Source organism: Microbacterium resistens (assembly GCF_021172025.1).
In the GTDB taxonomy this organism is placed as follows: domain Bacteria; phylum Actinomycetota; class Actinomycetes; order Actinomycetales; family Microbacteriaceae; genus Microbacterium; species Microbacterium resistens.
Map to the genome: position 1 here is coordinate 2419417 of NZ_CP082781.1, position 16674 is coordinate 2436090.

Here is a 16674-nt window from a genome sequence, read left to right on the forward strand (position 1 = left end):
CGCAGAGCATCCCGTCTCCCGCAGAGCGTCCCGTCTCCCGCACGCGAGACCCCCTCGCATCGCCGAAACCCCTCCGCAGATACGTATCTGCGGAGGGGTTTCGACGCGTGGAGGGGGTCTCGGCGGCCCCGAGGGAGGGATCCCGCCGGGGCTACTTCCGCTTCGCAGCCTTCTTCAGCGCCTTCTCCGAGATCGGCGCCTCGCCGGACGCGGCGAGCGCCGCGTAGTGCGCACGCGCCTCGTCCTGGCGCTGCTGCTCGATGCCGGACGCGATCGGAGCCCGCACGTGCTCCGGCTCATAGCCGAAGGCGTTCACGAGATCCAGCGCGTGCGGCCGCAGACGCGTGCAGAGACGGTCGATGTAGCGCGACACCGCGGCGGCGCGCTGGGCGGAGAGACGCCCGTTGATGAGGTACCAGGCGAGGTGCTTCTCGATGAGCTGGAGCCCGAACAGGTCCCGCAGCCACGTGAGCACCGCCTTCGTCTCGGCGTCCTGGATCCGGTGCACCGCGTCGGTGAACGCCTCCCATTGGAGCAGCTCGCCATGCGCGCGGGCGGCCTCGATCAGCTCGGCCTGGTTCTCGTTGAACAGCTTCTCGCCGAGGACCTTGTCCTTGCCGGCGGGGCGCAGCCGCCCGGCGATGTCGGCGATCATCTGCTGCACACGGTCGGCGAGCAGCTCGTGCTGCTGCTCCTCGCGAAGCCCGTTCTCCACCGACCGCGCCGTGGAGCCGAAGTCCGCGACCGCCTGCCCGAAGGCCCGCAGGCCCGCACCGTGGAAGACCTTGCCCGCCGTCTGGCCGACCGCGAACTTGGCCAGCGCGGCCGCGTCCTTGCCCTGGAACTGCTTCGCGTAGTCGGTGAGCAGGCGCTTGCCGACCAACTGCAGGAGGACGTTGTTGTCCCCTTCGAAGGTGACGTAGACGTCCAGATCCTGACGGAGCCCGACGAAGCGGTTCTCGAACATGAACCCTGCGCCGCCGCAGGCCTCGCGGCACTCCTGCAGGGTGTCGAGGGCGTGCCACGTCGACAGCGGCTTCAGGGCCGCCGCGAGAGTCTCCAGGTCCTCCCGGTCGTCCGGGGTGTCCGTCGCGCCGGAGAAGACCCCGTCGAACTTCTGCAGGAACTCGTCGTGCGCGAACAGCTGCGCGTAGGTGGTGGCCAGCCGCGGGAGCAGGCGGCGCTGGTGCTTGCCGTAGTCGAGCAGGACCGTCTCCTGCCCGTCCGCCCCGTCGAACTGACGGCGCTGCGTGGCGTAGGTGATCGCGATGTACAGCCCGAGCGCCGAGGCCCAGGACGCGGCGCCGTCCAGCGACACCCGCCCCTGGACGAGGGTGCCGAGCATCGTGAAGAAGCGTCGTCCGGGGCTGTCGATGGCGCTGGAGTACGTGCCGTCGGGGGCGACGTCGCCGTAACGGTTCAGCAGGTTGGTCCGGGGGATGCGCACGTGGTCGAACGACAGCCGCCCGTTGTCGATGCCGTTGAGCCCGCCCTTGAGGCCGTCGTCCTCGCGGCCGATGCCGGGCAGATCCACACCGTCCTCGCCGCGCAGCGGCACGTAGAAGCAGTGCACGCCGTGGTTGACGCCGTTCGTGATGAGCTGCGCGAAGACGGTCGCGGCCACGCCGTGCAGCGCGGCGTTACCCAGGTACTCCTTCGTCGCGCCGCGGAACGGCGTGTGGATGACGAACTCCTCGGTCTCCGGGTCGTAGGTCGCCGTCGTGCCGACCGCCGCGACGTCCGAGCCGTGACCGATCTCGGTCATCGCGAACGCGCCGGGGATCGACAGATCCATGACCCCGGGGAGCCAGCGGTCGTGGTGCTCGGTCGTCCCGAGCTGCAGGATCGCGGAGCCGAACAGCCCCCACTGCACCCCCGACTTGATCTGCAGGCTGGGATCCGCCGCGACGAGCTCCTCGAAGCCCGCGATGTTCGCACCGTTGTTCTCCTCGCCCCCGAAGCGCTTCGGGAACGCGCGGTGCACGGCGCGGTTCTGCACGAGCAGGTGGAGCTGGCTGAGCACGCGCTCGCGGTGCTCGTCCTTGGCCAGGGAGTCGTCGCGCCAGAACGCGGGATCCTTGATCATCTCGCGGGCCTGACGGCGGGTGTCCGCCCAGGTCCCCAGGAGCAGGTCGCCGACCGCCTCGACATCGATACGGTGCGCGTCGGCGTCTCCGGCGGCGGGGGTGGAAGCGTTCATTCGGACGGCTGCGTCGACCATGAGCATCCTCTCAAGACACGGGTGGGAGATGATTCCACGGTAGGACTCCGACAACACCGACCGAAGTCGGCTGTGGCTTTCGTCCAACCGCCCCCGGCCGCACGCGCCCCCGCGATTGTGCCGTGTCCACAGGAGCCGCTACGCCGCGGCGGGCGGGGGCGCGGCCGGGGCCTTCCCCGCCGCGCGCCAGCGACGCACCCGCTTGACGCGCGCAGACACCGAGAGCAACGCATTCCTTCCATTTAGGTCATCTATTCTCTACCCTGAGAGTAGACAAACGATAACTCAAGGGCGAACTATGACTGATCTCGAGCTCCTCATGTCGATCGCCCGCGCACCGATGCGCACCGCGACGCTCCGCGACGTCTCCCGCGAGGGCGAGAACACCTGGCGAGCGCTCGAACGCCTGGTCGATCGCGGAGCTCTGGTCAGGCTGGCGAGGGGGATCTACACGGCCCCTCCGGACTCCGCCGACGGTCGCTCCTGGATCCCTCCCCTGGAGGCGGCGGCCGCCGCGGTCGCAACCGCGCGGTTCGGCGAACGGACCATCGCCCTCACCGGCGTCTCCGCCGCGCGGCATTGGGCCGCGATCCCCCGGGCGATCGGCGTGGCCACCGTCGCCGTCCCCCGGAGGGGCTATGCCCCCGTTGTCCTGTCCCACGGAGGCTCGGTCCGTTTCGTCCCCCGAAGAAAGTGGGATCTCGACCTCGTCGTCGAGCCCACGGTGCTGGGCGAGGTGCTCGTCACCTCCCCGGAACAGACCCTGTTCGACCTGATCCGGAGCGTCGCGCCGGAGGGCCTGGAGGCGGATGCCCGCGACGCTCTGGCGAGCCTCGCCGCCCGCTCGTCGCCCGACGTCTTCGACGAGATCGTGCATGCGGCACGCCGCGTGCCGCCGGCGGCACGAGAGATGGCGAGCGCGCTCCGGAGGGCACATGGATGATCCGGTAGCCGGTGTCCTGTCCGACGAAGACCGGGAGAGCGTACAACTCGCCTTCGGCGTCGACTCGGCGCAGGTCGTCCGTGACCACATCATCTCGCACGCGCTCGCCGCCATCGCCGCGCTCGGGTCCGAGGACCTGATCTTCTTCGGCGGGACCGCGCTTGCGCGCACGCTCCTGCCGGCTCTGCGGTTGTCCGAAGACATCGATCTCATCGCCGTCCGGCACCGCGACGAGGCCGCGGAACGCATCGAACGATCGATCACGAGGAGCTTTCGGCGGACGCTCGGCGCGGCGACATTCACTCCGTCGCTTCGCGAGACGAGAGGCTCGGTGCCCTCGATTCTGGAAGCACGCGCGACCCGGGTGCAGATCCAGCTGCTCTCCGCCACCGGTCGTGCCCCATGGCCGACCGAGGTCGTCTCCATCGAGCAGAGATATCGCGACGCTCCGGCTGCCGCGCTCCGCGTCCTGACCCCTCCCGCCTTCGTCGCCGCGAAGCTCTCCGCGTGGGCGGACCGCGCCGCACCACGAGACCTCTACGATCTCTGGGCGCTGGCCGAGGCCGGACTGTTCACCGAAGAGGCGGCTCACCTCTTCGCACGGCATGGCCCGTACTCGGACATCCGGAGAGTCCCCTTCAGCCATCTGCCCACCCCGGTGCAGTGGGAGCGGGCGCTCGGCCATCAGGGACGACTTCGAACGACGCTGCAGAATGCCGCCGCCGTCGTGGCGTCTGCGCTCGCCGCGCTCACCCGGTGAGCGGACCCACCCTGCGCCGCCGCTATGCCGTGGCGGGCGGGGATGCGGCCGGGGCCTTCCCCGCCGCGCGCCAGCGACGCACGACGCCGTCGTGCAGACGCTCCCAGCTGCGGTCGCGGATGAAGATCGAGTCGATCGCGATCATCGTCAGCGAGAACCACGGCAGGCCCATCAGCACCGCGATCCCGATGTGGAACGACAGGATGCCGACGAGCGCCACCAGACGTGTGGGACGCAGCAGCAGCGCCAGCGGGAAGGCGACCTGCAGGATGATGGATCCCCAGGTCATCATCGTCACCGCCGGCCCCCACGCGGTCACCAGGTCGCTGAGGACCGGCCACGTGCCGAAGCGCATGGTGTGCAGCGGGTTGTAGACCGCGTACCCCTCCGACCAGGGGGAGCCCGCAGCCTTGAACAGGGCGCCGGAGGCGTACACGAAGCAGACCTGCGCGGTGAGCGCGACGAGCGCGAGGTTGTGGAACACCGTGCCGAGGATCGCCGGCTGGCTGCCGGGCTCGAACCACTCGCCCTTCCTCGCGCGACGCCGGGCGTCGAGCGACCAGCGCGCCGCAGGATCCGCGAAGAACAGCAGCAGCAGCGCGATCCGGAACATGTTGTCGCCCTGGTCGCCCACCATGTCGTTCGCCTCGATGAAGCCGACCCACAGGCAGAAGAACACCGGAAGCACGATGCGGAACCGCCACCCGAGCACGAACAGCACCGCGAGGACGCCCAGCAGCAGATACATCAGCGTGTAGAGGACATCATTGCCCATGACGGCGTGGAAGGTGCTGAAGATCCAGATCTTCGGGAAGTCGCTCACCGGCTCGGCCATCTCGCCGTTCCAGGCGGAGCCCGACCCGAACGTGTACAGGCGGGTGCCGAAGTTGGCCGCGAGCAGGCCGAGGGCGGTGACGCCGAACAGGATGCGGGTCACCGCGAGCCCGTACAGCGCCTTCTTCTCGCCGTAGAGCCAGGTCTCGATCCAGGCGAAGATCGCCGCGAGCCCGGTCACGACCATGTTCCACAGGCCCGCGATCATGCTGCCGGCGAAGGTCAGCACGCGAGTGGTCGCGGTGACCTCCGCGGCCGCGCCCGCGCGCTCGATCCCCGGAGCGGGTGTGCCCGCGCCGGGGGTCTCGGTCGGCGTCGGGGTGGCCGGTTCGGTCTCGGCGGGGACCTCGGCGGGGCGCACCGGGGCGGCCGTGGTCGCTCCGGTCGCGGCAGCGTCGGCGGTCTCCGCGGCCTTCGTCTTCCTCGCCGCCTTCGCGTTCTTCGCGTCGGACGCGGGGGCGTTCGCGGTCGTGCGGGCATCGGAGGTTCCGCTGGGCCGGCTCATCGCTGCGTCCTCTCGAACTGGGCACGGAACACGTCGCCGAAGGCGGAGCGACTCTGCCCCTGCTCCTCGATGGGCAGTCGCCATCCGCTCGGGGAGAACGACGGGTCGGGCCGCTGGGCACCAGGCGTGTTGCGCTCGGCAAAGGGGACGACGTTCTGCCGGCTGACGCGATACTGCACCTTCCGGACGTCATCGCCCCAGATGGCGTATGCGACCTGGGTGGCGTAGGTCGTCGCCAGGTGCTCCTTCTTCATGTAGGCCTCGGCCAGAGCGGCGTTCTGGTCGCCCTCGAGCTTCTCGAAGGCCCGGCGCATCCAGGCCTCGCCGTCGTCCTTGTCGAAGTCGAGCGCGACCACGGCCTTCTGCTCGTCGGAGAGCTTGTTGAAGGCCGACATCTGCCCGCTCGCGACCTCGCTGGACTGGATGCCCGCCCGCGGAGGGAAGAGGTTGTACCGGATCATCGACAGCTCGACATCGGTCGCGCTGACCCATCCGGTGGTGATCTCCTCGCCGTCCTTCTCGATGACGGCGCGGACGTTGAAGTGGTAGTCGCCGTTGATCGGCTCCGGGGCGAACACGCTCCAGGACTGCCCGAACATCGGGAGCATGTAGGCAGAGAGGACCTGCTGCGTCGGGATCTCCCGCAGCGGCGACGGGGGCGCGATCCAGAGGAACGATGCGAAGACGTGCCAGGCGGTGAACGCGCATGCCCCGAAGGCGATCAGGCGCACCCACCAGGTGGGCTTCGGCCGGGCGGGAGCGGAGCGCGCAGGGGCGCTCGTGGTGTCCTCGGTCATCCGGGTTCCCCTCGTGGATCGGGAAGGTGTGTCAAGAAAAGGTCGGGGTCGCCACCAAGGACGACCCCGACCCTTGCTACCGAATCGTCACTCGACGTCGGCGGTCGCCCGGCGCTTGGCGACGCCGAGAACGGCGGCTCCGATGCCGAGCATAACCAGCAGACCGCCCAGGGCCAGCAGGCCCAGCGGCACGTCCGCACCCGTCGGAGGAAGCGGCTTGCCGTTGGCGGTGGCGGTTCCGTTCGCCGAGGCGGATGCGCTCGACGTGGCCGAGGCCGTGGCGCTCGACGTGGCCGAGGCCGTGGCCGCCGACGTGGCCGAGGCCGTGGCGTCCGCCGTCGCGGTGGCGCTCGAGGTGGCCGAAGCGGTGGACGAGGCGTCCGCCGTCCCGTCCGGAGCCCCGCGCGCCGACGAGTCCGCCGCCGCAGCCGACGAGGCGTCCGCCGAGGCCGTGGCGATCGCCGCCGCGTCCGCTGCCGCCGCCGTGTTCGCGGTGGCCGCGGCCGAGGCCTCAGCCGCCGTGTTGGCGGTGTTGTCGGCGTTGGCCGCCGCCTGCGCCGCCGCCGTGGCCGAGGCCGTCGCGTCGGTCGTGGCGTCCGTCGAGGCGTTCGTCGACGCCGAGGCCGTGGCCGCCGCCTGAGCCGCCGCCGAGGCCGTCGCGTCCGCCGCAGCCGAAGCCGTGGAGGTCGCGTCCGCCAGAGCCGCCGCCTGAGCAGCAACCTGCGCCGCCGGGTTCGCGTTCGCGTCCGCGGTGGCCGACGCGGATGCCGAAGCCGCCGCGTTGGTGTTCACGTCCGCGGTCGCCGTCGCCGAAGCGTCCGGATCCGCCGTCGCCGTCGCGTCCGCCGTCGCCGCGGCCTGCGCCGAGGCGTCGTTCGACGAGGTCGCGGTCGCCGCGACCTGCGCCGCCGCCGCCGTGTCCGCCGTCGCCGCCGACGACGCGTCCGCGTTCGTCGCCGAGGTCGCGTCCGCCAGAGCAGCCGCCTGAGCCGCCGCCGTGGCCGAGGCCGTGGCGTCGGTCGTGGCGTCCGTCGAGGCGTTCGTCGACGCCGTCGCCGTGGCCGCCGCCTGAGCCGCCGCCGAGGCCGTCGCGTCCGCCGCAGCCGAAGCCGTGGAGGTCGCGTCCGCCAGAGCCGCCGCCTGAGCAGCAACCTGCGCCGCCGGGTTCGCGTTCGCGTCCGCGGTGGCCGACGCGGATGCCGAAGCCGCCGCGTTGGTGTTCACGTCCGCGGTCGCCGTCGCCGAAGCGTCCGGATCCGCCGTCGCCGTCGCGTCCGCCGTCGCCGCGGCCTGCGCCGAGGCGTCGTTCGACGAGGTCGCGGTCGCCGCGACCTGCGCCGCCGCCGCCGTGTCCGCCGTCGCCGCCGACGACGCGTCCGCGTTCGTCGCCGAGGTCGCGTCCGCCAGAGCAGCCGCCTGAGCCGCCGCCGTGGCCGAGGCCGTGGCGTCGGTCGTGGCGTCCGTCGAGGCGTTCGTCGACGCCGTCGCCGTGGCCGCCGCCTGAGCCGCCGCCGAGGCCGTCGCGTCCGCCGCAGCCGAAGCCGTGGAGGTCGCGTCCGCCAGAGCCGCCGCCTGAGCAGCAACCTGCGCCGCCGGGTTCGCGTCCGAGTCCGCATCCGCCGACGCCGCCGCCGACGCAGAGGCGTTGGTGTTCACGTCACCGGGGTCGCCCGCGGTCACGGTGACCGTGTCCTGAGCGGTGACGGTCGGGTCGTCGACCTGCGTGCCCACGAGCGTGTAGTCGCCGGGGACCGCGTCGGCCGGGACGGGGTACGCCGTGCCCGCAGGCAGGGATCCGTCCGGCTCCACCGTGACGGTGACCGGCGTGCCGACCACAGCGCCGGTGCCGTCGCGCAGCTCGATGGTGACCTGGGTGCCCGGAGCCCATCCGTCGCCCGCGACCGGGAGGCTGGTGCCGGCCTGGACCGGGTCCGTTCCCGTGATGGTCGGGGTGAGCGCGGCGAGCGCCTTGACCGTGGACGAGCCGAGGTCCAGCTTGATGGCGTTGATCGCCGGCAGCAGCTCCACGCTCAGCGCGCGAACGGTGAAGCTGTCGCCCGGCAGGTCGCCGGTGCCGTTGATCGGGGCCTCGGTGGGCTGCTCGTTGATCGTGATCGCGACGATGCTGTTCAGCACCGGCTCGATCGCGTTGTCGAGCAGACCGGTCACGATCGGCTGCACGACGCCCATGAGGGTCGGCTGCAGCTGGTCGATGACGTTCGTCACGACCGGCTCCAGAGCACCGCCGATGTCGGTGACGAGGCCGGACAGGGCGTCGATGATCGGCTGCAGGACCGTGCCGACGGGGATCCCCGCGACGTTGATCTGGCTGGTGTCGATCACGGGGGCGGCGAAGCCGTCCATGCCGAGGAACCCGCCGATGCTGCCGATGACCGTCACCGGGGCGTTCACCAGCGGACCCACGATGGGGAGGCTGATGTCGGCCTGGATGTCGACCGTGAGCTCGACGTTGTAGAGCCCCTGGGTCACCACGTCGACGACCTTGGAGATCAGCGAGTTCTCACCCGCGCCCGTGACGGCGTCGGTGATGCCGTCGAGGATGCCGTTGACCACCGCGTCGTCGAGCACCGGGGTGTTCGGGTCGAGGCTGTTCAGGCTGGTCGCGCCGGTGCGGTCCACCACGAGCTCCGCCAGGTCGACGTGGATCGTCCCGGTCGAGAGGTCGATGACGAGGCTGCCGTCGGTGTTGGACAGCGGCTCGTTCAGCAGGACGTCGCGCACCTCGTCGGTGAGCGGCTGCGTGTCCAGCGACAGCGCGTTCAGCTCGGCGTTGGTGAGCGGGAGCGCGTCGATGACGCTCAGCACGCCGTCGACGAGCTGCTCGATCTGTCCGTCGGGGCCGATGAGGGCCTCGATCGGCAGGAGCGCCGTGCCGACCGCCGTGTCCACGACGTCCGTCAGGCCCGCCACCGTCGGGCTGTGCAGGTCGAGGCCGAGGCCCGCGATCGCGTACTCCGAGGTGAGCGTCCCGGCATCCGACGAGGCCGTCGAGGCGAGGGCCCCGACGCTGAGCGACGCCTGGTCCAGCAGCTGGTCCGTGAGCGTGTCGATGCCGAGCTGGCCGAACAGGTCGGTCAGATCGATGTGGGCCGGGTCGACGCTCGACCCAATCCCGCCGACGTCGATGCCGCCGTCCTCGGTGATGAGGCCCGACGCGGCGAGCGACGAGGTGACGCTCGGCGACTCGCTGTAGCTCTGGGCCGCACCCAGATCGCCGAGGTTCAGCAGGCCGGGCGTCGTGCCGTCCGTCAGCAGCGGGATGTTGATCCCGTCGCCGAGGTCGATGGTCAGCGCGCCGCCGAGCACGCCGAGATCGAGCGCACCGTTGTCGGCGCCCGGACCACCGGGGTTGCTGGTGAGCGTGTGGCCCAGCGCGGCGACGTCGATGCTGCTGCCGAGCAGGCCGATGGGCAACTGCAGGATCTGCCCCTGCGCGGCCGATGGATCGTTCGGATCGGCGCCCGGCGCGGTCGCGGCGGCAGGCGCGGCGAATGCGATCGCGCCTCCGAATGCCACGGCCCCTGCCAGGCCCAATGCCGCTGGGCGCCGCAGACGCGACCACCCACTTCTGTTCGTTGTCACGAACCCCTCCCTGATGTCTGGATCGCTCCGGAGCAACAAGGCCTCCCCAGGACCGACGGGTGTCGGCAGGCGCAAGTAGCGCCAGTATGCCGGTAGTTCACAGCGAATGTCCAGCATTCCGAAAGGACCGGGATATCAATCGACATTCGGGGATTCGGCTCGTTTTCCCGTACCAACGGGGAGTCGGAACCGGGGACGACGGACGCATAACGATCTGGTGACGACGACCACGACGTCGGGCGGCGCGGAGACGACGAGAAGGCGTGCGATGCCCGTGCGAGAGCACGCACGAGCACCTTCCCCGAGGGGCGTACGACTCCGCGTCAGGCGCCGACGGCGGCGATGACCTCGAGCAGCGCGGCGCCGTAGGCTTCGCGTTTGCGTTCTCCGATGCCGCTGATCCCGATCAGGTCCTCGCCACGGGTGGGCCGGTGCTCCGCGAGCGCGCGCAGCGTGGCGTCGCCGAACACGACGTAGGCGGGGACCCCCTGCTCCTTCGCCGTCCGCGCGCGCCAGGCGCGGAGCTCCTCGAACAGCGCGCGATCGGCCTCGGACAGGTCCGCCGCCGCCGAGCGCTTGGCGCCGCGGCCCTTGCCCGCCGCCCCCGCACGGCTGACCACATCGTGGCGGAGCTGCACCGGTGTCGTGCCGTTGAGGACGCCCGCGCTCGCGTCGCTGAGGGCCAGGGTGCCGTAGTCGCCCTGGGCCTGCATGAGCCCCTGGGCCAGGAGCTGGCGGATCACGGAGCGCCACTGCGCGTCCGAGAGGTCCGCCCCGATGCCGTACGTGGCCAGCTCGTCGTGCCGCATCGAGCGGATCCGCTCCGTCGACGCCCCGCGCAGGATGTCGATGAGGTGACCCGCCCCGAACGACTGCCGCCGCTCGCGCTGGAGACGCACGATGGTGGACAGCAGCTTCTGCGCCGGGATCAGCCCGTCCCAGCTCTCCGGAGGCGTGAGGCACGTGTCGCAGTTGCCACACGGCGCCGAGTCCTGCCCGAAGTAGCCGAGCAGGTTCTGCCGCCGGCACGAGACCGTCTCGCACAGGGCGAGCATCGCGTCCAGATGCTGGTTCTGGCGCTGCTTGATCGCGCGGTCGCCCGCGGACTGCTGGATGAAGCGGCGCTGCTGGACGACGTCGCCCAGCCCGTACGCCATCCACGCGACGGACGGTTCGCCGTCGCGCCCCGCGCGACCGGTCTCCTGGTAGTACCCCTCGACGGACTTGGGGAGGTCGATGTGCGCCACGAAGCGCACGTCCGGCTTGTCGATCCCCATGCCGAACGCGATCGTCGCGACGACGACCACGCCCTCGTCCCGCAGGAACCGCGCCTGGTTGGCGGCGCGGACCTCCGCGTCGAGCCCCGCGTGATAAGGGATCGCGTCGATCCCCTGGTCCTGGAGGAACGCGGCGGTCTGCTCCACGGACGAGCGGCTGAGCGCGTACACGATTCCGGCGGACTCCGACCCCATCGTGTCGCGGACGGAGCGGATGAACGACACCAGCTGTCGTCGGACGTCGGTCTTCGGGTCGATCCGGTACTGGATGTTCGGGCGGTCGAAGCTCGCCACGAAGTGCCTCGCGGACGGCAGGCGCAGCCGCTCGGTGATCTCGCGGTGCGTCTCCCGGGTGGCGGTCGCCGTGAGGGCGATCCGGGGGACGCCGGGGAACCGCTCGCCCAGATCCGACAGGGCGAGGTAGTCGGGACGGAAATCGTGCCCCCACTGCGACACGCAGTGCGCCTCGTCGATAGCGATCACGCTGAGCGCGCCCCTCTGCAGGAGCGCGGTGGTCTGCGCGCCGGACAGCCGCTCCGGCGCGACGTAGAGGAGGTCCAGCGAGCCGGAGAGGTAGGCCCGCTCCACCTCCGCCCGCTCCGCGGGGGACTGCGTCGAGTTGAGATAGGCCGCGTTCACGCCGTTGGCGCGCAGCGCGTCGACCTGGTCGTGCATGAGGGCGATCAGGGGGCTCACGACGAGCCCCGTGCCCTCCCGAACGAGCGCGGGGATCTGGTAGCAGACGCTCTTTCCGCCGCCGGTCGGCATGAGCACCACGGCGTCGCCGCCCGCCACGACCTGGTCGATGATCGCCGCCTGGTCGCCGCGGAAGGCGTCGTACCCGTACACCGTGCGCAGCGCCTCTGCCGCGGTCGCGAAGCGGGAAGGCGCGGGCACCGAGGGTGCGTGGGGCGCGGGGAAGCTGCCGCGCGGAGCGCTCCCCGGCATCCCGGCCCAGTCCTCCTCGACGGGCGGAGGGGCGTCGTCCCAGGGCACGTCGGCGTAGGGATCGCCGTAGGGATCGCCCGGCGGAGGCTCGGACGGCGGCAGGTCGGCATACGGGTCGTACGGATCCTGCGCGGGCATGTCCCCAGCGTAACGAGAAGCGGCGACATCCGGCCGCTTCCCTCCCCAGCTCCCGTTTCGGGGTCCATTCCGGTCGTTCGGGGTCGGTCCCGGGGTCACTTCTCCCCACGACGGACCCCGAGACTCCACGTCGGAGCTCACCGCGTCGGACGGGCGTAGGTTGGGTCCAGGACCGAGGAGGACGCATGGCCGACATCACCGTCACCCGAGACGACGACGCTTCCCGCTACGAGCTGCGCCGCGACGGAGTCCTCGCGGGCTTCGCCGAGTTCGACCGGCGGCCGGGCGAGATCCGATTCACCCACACGGAGGTCGATCCGGCGTTCCAGGGGCAGGGACTGGCCGGGATCCTCGCCGCCGAGGCGCTGGCGGACGCCGCCGCCTCCGGCGACGAGATCGTGCCCTACTGCCCCTACATCGCCCGGTATCTGCAGACGCATGAGGTCGCGGACGCCCGCATCCGCTGGCCGAGGGTGCCCGGCGCGGAGACGACCGAGGGATGAGCGCCTACGGCCCGCGCTCGGTCGCGCTCTCGCCGCGCGAGGTCCCGCTCGGCGGCGTCCGCGCGATGAACGTCCGTCGCACGCTGCCGAGCAAGGAGCTGCCGACAATCGGGGCGTGGTGCTTCCTCGACCGCTTCGGCCCCGACGAGGTGCGCATGCGCGTCGAGCCGCATCCGCACATCGGCCTCCAGACCGTCACCTGGCCGCTGGTCGGCGAGGTCCGTCACCGGGACGCGGTGGGCAGCGACGCGGTCCTGCGGCGGGGCCAGCTCAACCTGATGACCGCGGGCAGGGGCATCGCGCACTCCGAGTACTCGGTGGGCGACGACGCCGTGCCGCTCGACGCCCTCCAGCTCTGGGTCGTGCTGCCGGACGGCGCGGCGACCGGAGCCCCGGGATTCGAGCAGCACACGGAGCTGCCCGCGCTGTCGATCGATGCGGAGGAGGGCGACGACGCCCGGGCGACGGTCGTGCTCGGCGAGCTCGCCGGCGTCCGCTCCCCCGCCTCCGCCCACACGCCGATCGTGGGCGCCGAGATCCGGCTCGCCCCCGGCTCCCGGGTGAACCTGCCGCTGCGCGAGGACTGGGAGCACGGCGTGCTGGTCGTCGAGGGGGACGCGCGGGTCGCGGCCGTCGACGTCCCGCGCGGGGATCTGCTGTTCCTCGGCGACTCGCGCGACGAGGTGGAGATCAGGACGCAGGACGGCGCGCTCCTCTTCCTGCTCGGCGGCGAGCCGTTCGAACAGGACCTCGTGATGTGGTGGAACTTCGCCGGCCGCACGCACGAGGAGATCGTCGAGGCGCGGACGGCCTGGGAGGCCGAGGGCGAGGGTCCGCAGGAGGACCCGCGTTTCGGGCCGGTCGTCGGGCACGGCGGCGAGCGGATCCCCGCCCCGCCGATCCCTCCGGTGCGGCTCATGCCGCGTCGCCGCAGGATCTGACGCCTTCACCGTGACGAGGACGCGAGAAGGGCGGGCGCCCGAGGACGCCCGCCCTTCCGTCGCCGCCGTTACCGCGCGTCGACCGTGACGACCGTGCGGACGGCCGAGTCGCCGTACTGCACCAGGCCGAGGTAGCGGTTCGACGCCAGCCCCGTCCAGGAGAGGTCGTACGACGTCGGCACGCCCCGCGTCGCCGCGAGCGGGTTCGGCGTGGCCGTGAACGATCCCTCGCCGCCCTCGAGCACCGTTGCGTAGGTCATGTCCCACGTCATCGGAGCCGACGTCGAGTAGATGTTCGCGACCACGACGTACGTGCCGGCCGTCGGCGTCGGGATGGTGACCTGCTCGTCCGCCGAACCGGTCGCCGACTGCCAGCGCTGGTAGTAGCGCAGGTCCGACGGGCTCACGACGTGGTAGACGGACAGATCGAGGTCGCTGCCGGCGTCGTCCGACGAGTCGAGGTCGAAGCGGGACAGCTGGGCGCCCTCGGGCACCTCGATGACCCACGCGACGTCCTTGTTCTCGTCGCCCGACTGCTCGTTTCCGGAGTGCCCCTCGACCGGGTTGTCCGGATCGGCCAGCATCGTGAACGGCGTCAGCCCGGCGAGGTTCAGCGGCAGCTCGCCGTCGATGCCCGGCGTGACCTCGACGGTGGCGGATCCCGCCGCCCCCGAGGCCGTGACCTCGGACGGGGCCGCGGCCGTCACCGGGAACACGGCCAGCGGCGAGCGCACGACGTGCTCGTCGCTGCGCCAGGTGAGCGCTCCGGTCGCCCACGTCTCCACGGGCGCGTCGTCGTTGTCGAACGTCACCGTGAAGCTCGCGGTCTCGCCCGCCGCCCCGAACGTCAGCGTCGAGGGCTCGACCGAGACCTCCACGCCCGGGAGGTCGACGGAGGCCGTGTACGTGCCGGGGCCGGTCGCGGTGACCGTGCGCGTGACGCTCTGCTCCGCCGCCAGCGTGCCGATCCCGATCGAGGCGAGGTTGAGGTCGCTGCCGTCGATCGGCTCGACCTCGTCGAACTCTGCCAGCCCCGTGCCCTCGATGTACGCCGCCCAGTCGCTCGGGCCGTTGAGGTACAGCAGTCCCGGGTCGAAGTATTTCCCCGGGTCGACCTGTCCCGCGCCCTGGGCGAACGGATCGGGCGTGGGCTCCCCGTCGGCGCCGACGGTGTCGTAGGCCGTCGTCATGAGCGCCGACTTGATCTCCGCCGGCGCGGCGTCGGGCCTCTCGCCCAGGTACAGCGCGCCGAGACCGGCCACGTGCGGAGACGCCATCGACGTCCCGGAGAGGATGCCGAAGGTCGGCTCCGCCTTGCGCGCGTTGTTCGTCGCCGCGAGGATCGCGACGCCGGGCGCCGCGACGTCGGGCTTGATCACGTCCGCCCCGTTGGCGTTCATCGGGCCGCGGCTGGAGAAGCCCGCCACCTGGGGCACCGGGGTCTCCACGCCCGTCACGTTCTCGCCGATCAGCGTGACGGGACGATCCGCCCCGCCGCGCACGTACGCGAGCACGGCGTCGTGGTGCGCCGCGGCCAGGTGGACGGTCGGCACGGCGTGGAAGTCGTTGTCGAGCGAGTCGGCGCCGCCCGGGACGTTCACGAGGATCATCCCCATGCCCCCGGCGTCCTTCACGACCTGCGACTTCTCCGCACGGGCGTTCTCGCCCCGCTCGCAGACGACGATGCGTCCGGACACCTTCGCCGCGTCGAGGCTTCCCGGCAGGCACAGCGCCGCCCCGTCGGCGGCAGCGGCGTCCCCGGCGAAGACGGACGGCCCGGTCACCTCGGTGCCGAACGGCACGCTGACGGTGGCGCCGGCCGCCTCGAAGCCCTCGAACCGCACCGTGCCCTCCCACGTCGGGATGGTCGAGGCGGCGACGGTGGTGTACCAGGGCGACGCGTGGTCGGCCGTGACCGGGTCGGGCCCGTTGTTGCCGGCGCTGACCGACACGAAGACCCCGGCCGCCGCCGCGTTCAGGAACGCGATGTCGTCCGGCTCCAGCACGCTCGGGGCGGATCCGCCGCCGATGGAGTAGTTGATGACGTCGACGCCGTCGGCGACGGCCTGGTCGATCGCGGCGACGAGGTCGCTGAGCGCGCAGATGTCGTCGTCCGTCACGGCCGGGTCCGGGCCCTCGTAGCAGGCCTTGTACGCGGCGACCTTCGCGGCCGGGGCGACCCCGGAGACGGTGCCGAAGTCGACACCGTTCACCTGGGCGGGGACGCCGAAGTTGCCCGCCGCGGTGCTCGCGGTGTGCGATCCGTGCCCGGCGCCGTCGCGCGGGGAGAGGTAGTCGTACTGGAAGTCGAAGCCCGCGGCCTCCGCACCGGCGGAGAAGTACTGGGCGCCGACGAGCTTCGTCGAGTAGTCGTGCTTGTTCCAGTCCTGGCCCTGCACGATCGTGCTGCGGAACTGGCCGCCGTCGGATTTGTCGAAGATCACCGAGGTGCCGTCCGTGTACGGCTCGGAGCCGCTGTGCTTCTGCTTGCGCAGCTTCTCCCCGGCGAACGACGGGTTCTCCGGGGCGATCCCCGTGTCGACGACGCCGACGACCACGCCCTCCCCCGCCGTGCCGACGCCGCCGGTCGCCTCCCAGACGCCGCCGGCGCCGGTGGCGTCGTCCCCGAGGCCGAGGAAGTCGGTCGAGGACTGCGCGTCGGGGTGCCGGATCTCGTCCGGATACACGCCGAGGACGTCCTTCGACGCGCGCAGCGCGTCGACCTGGCTGCCGCTGAGCTGCGCGCTGAAGCCGTTGAGCGTGATCCGGTACTGCGCCTCGGGGGCGGCGCCGACCTGCTGGGCGAGGGTGCGCTGCGCGTCCTCGAGATGCGCGATGTACTTGCGCGAGTTGTCGGAGTGCGCGTCGAGCTGTCGGCCGCGGTCCGGCTTGGTCCGCGGCAGGCCGGCGGTGTCGCCTTCGTACGTGGCCAGGGGCGCGTCCTTCATCACGACGATGTAGTGCCCGGGTGTGCCCGTCACGGGTGTGGGCGGTGTCACCCCCTCTCCGCTCGCGTGCGCTGCCGTGGCGAAGGTCCCGGTGATCAGGGCGGTCAGGGTGACGACCGCGGCTGCCGACCGGAGGGGTGTTCGGCCCATGGGTTCTCCGATGCTCATCCGGCGCGGCCTCGTCGCCGCACCGCCGATCAAGGTAGCGCGATGGCTCCGGACACGCCAGAGGCCGCGCCCGGTATATCACGGTCGC

Annotated in this window: 10 protein-coding genes; 4 read left to right on the forward strand and 6 right to left on the reverse strand. The window is 71.7% G+C overall.

All coding sequences use genetic code 11. The features are described 5' to 3' along the window. Window positions 1-151 precede the first annotated feature (151 nt). Window positions 152-2221, reverse strand: coding sequence for an acyl-CoA dehydrogenase family protein (locus K8F61_RS11500; RefSeq protein ID WP_231819207.1), 2070 nt, complete (start codon window positions 2219-2221; stop codon window positions 152-154). 298 nt (window positions 2222-2519) lie between these two features. On the opposite strand from K8F61_RS11500, the gene K8F61_RS11505 reads away from it, so the two are divergent. Next, on the forward strand, window positions 2520-3164 hold the full coding sequence (locus tag K8F61_RS11505; protein ID WP_067249012.1) for a type IV toxin-antitoxin system AbiEi family antitoxin domain-containing protein: 645 nt from the start codon (window positions 2520-2522) through the stop codon (window positions 3162-3164). Continuing rightward, window positions 3157-3924 (forward strand): nucleotidyl transferase AbiEii/AbiGii toxin family protein, encoded by a 768-nt coding sequence (locus tag K8F61_RS11510; RefSeq protein ID WP_231819208.1) that lies wholly within the window; start codon window positions 3157-3159, stop codon window positions 3922-3924. The genes K8F61_RS11505 and K8F61_RS11510 overlap by 8 nt, the downstream gene beginning before the upstream one ends. A gap of 22 nt (window positions 3925-3946) precedes the next feature. On the opposite strand, the gene K8F61_RS11515 is transcribed toward K8F61_RS11510, so the two are convergent. The 4 genes from K8F61_RS11515 to recQ all read right to left on the reverse strand — a co-directional run bounded on the left by K8F61_RS11515 (window position 3947) and on the right by recQ (window position 12026). After that, window positions 3947-5263 (reverse strand): HTTM domain-containing protein, encoded by a 1317-nt coding sequence (locus tag K8F61_RS11515; RefSeq protein ID WP_231819209.1) that lies wholly within the window; start codon window positions 5261-5263, stop codon window positions 3947-3949. After that, window positions 5260-6060: a DUF5819 family protein gene (locus tag K8F61_RS11520; RefSeq protein ID WP_067249019.1), complete on the reverse strand. Its 801-nt coding sequence runs from the start codon at window positions 6058-6060 to the stop codon at window positions 5260-5262. The genes K8F61_RS11515 and K8F61_RS11520 overlap by 4 nt, the downstream gene beginning before the upstream one ends. A gap of 87 nt (window positions 6061-6147) precedes the next feature. Then, window positions 6148-9597 (reverse strand): choice-of-anchor G family protein, encoded by a 3450-nt coding sequence (locus tag K8F61_RS19060; protein ID WP_269456623.1) that lies wholly within the window; start codon window positions 9595-9597, stop codon window positions 6148-6150. A gap of 389 nt (window positions 9598-9986) precedes the next feature. Then, a complete protein-coding gene (gene recQ / locus K8F61_RS11530) occupies window positions 9987-12026 on the reverse strand; it encodes a DNA helicase RecQ (protein ID WP_231819210.1) in 2040 nt (679 codons plus the stop codon). Window positions 12027-12211: 185 nt separating this feature from the next. Between recQ and K8F61_RS11535 the strand changes: the two genes are divergently transcribed. Both K8F61_RS11535 and K8F61_RS11540 read left to right on the forward strand, forming a co-directional pair. Beyond that, the gene (locus K8F61_RS11535; RefSeq protein ID WP_231819211.1) at window positions 12212-12529 is read left to right on the forward strand and encodes a GNAT family N-acetyltransferase; all 318 of its coding nucleotides are present in this window, start codon (window positions 12212-12214) and stop codon (window positions 12527-12529) included. Then, window positions 12526-13470, forward strand: coding sequence for a pirin family protein (locus tag K8F61_RS11540; protein ID WP_231819212.1), 945 nt, complete (start codon window positions 12526-12528; stop codon window positions 13468-13470). Before K8F61_RS11535 ends, K8F61_RS11540 begins: the two co-directional genes overlap by 4 nt. 68 nt (window positions 13471-13538) lie before the next feature. Here K8F61_RS11540 and K8F61_RS11545 read toward each other — a convergent pair whose 3' ends face one another. Further along, window positions 13539-16568 carry a S8 family serine peptidase gene (locus tag K8F61_RS11545; RefSeq protein ID WP_231819213.1) on the reverse strand — a complete coding sequence of 1010 codons (3030 nt, stop codon included), beginning with the start codon at window positions 16566-16568 and terminating at the stop codon, window positions 13539-13541. Between the last annotated feature and the right edge of the window lie 106 nt (window positions 16569-16674).

Bases quoted from the DNA above. Each gene is read 5' to 3' on its own strand.
- K8F61_RS11515 (WP_231819209.1), bottom strand. From the start codon at position 5,263: ATGAGCCGGCCCAGCGGAACCTCCGATGCCCGCACGACCGCGAACGCC.
- K8F61_RS11520 (WP_067249019.1), bottom strand. From the start codon at position 6,060: ATGACCGAGGACACCACGAGCGCCCCTGCGCGCTCCGCTCCCGCCCGG.
- K8F61_RS11505 (WP_067249012.1), top strand. From the start codon at position 2,520: ATGACTGATCTCGAGCTCCTCATGTCGATCGCCCGCGCACCGATGCGC.
- K8F61_RS11510 (WP_231819208.1), top strand. From the start codon at position 3,157: ATGGATGATCCGGTAGCCGGTGTCCTGTCCGACGAAGACCGGGAGAGC.
- K8F61_RS11545 (WP_231819213.1), bottom strand. From the start codon at position 16,568: ATGGGCCGAACACCCCTCCGGTCGGCAGCCGCGGTCGTCACCCTGACC.
- K8F61_RS11535 (WP_231819211.1), top strand. From the start codon at position 12,212: ATGGCCGACATCACCGTCACCCGAGACGACGACGCTTCCCGCTACGAG.
- recQ (WP_231819210.1), bottom strand. From the start codon at position 12,026: ATGCCCGCGCAGGATCCGTACGACCCGTATGCCGACCTGCCGCCGTCC.
- K8F61_RS11540 (WP_231819212.1), top strand. From the start codon at position 12,526: ATGAGCGCCTACGGCCCGCGCTCGGTCGCGCTCTCGCCGCGCGAGGTC.
- K8F61_RS11500 (WP_231819207.1), bottom strand. From the start codon at position 2,221: ATGGTCGACGCAGCCGTCCGAATGAACGCTTCCACCCCCGCCGCCGGA.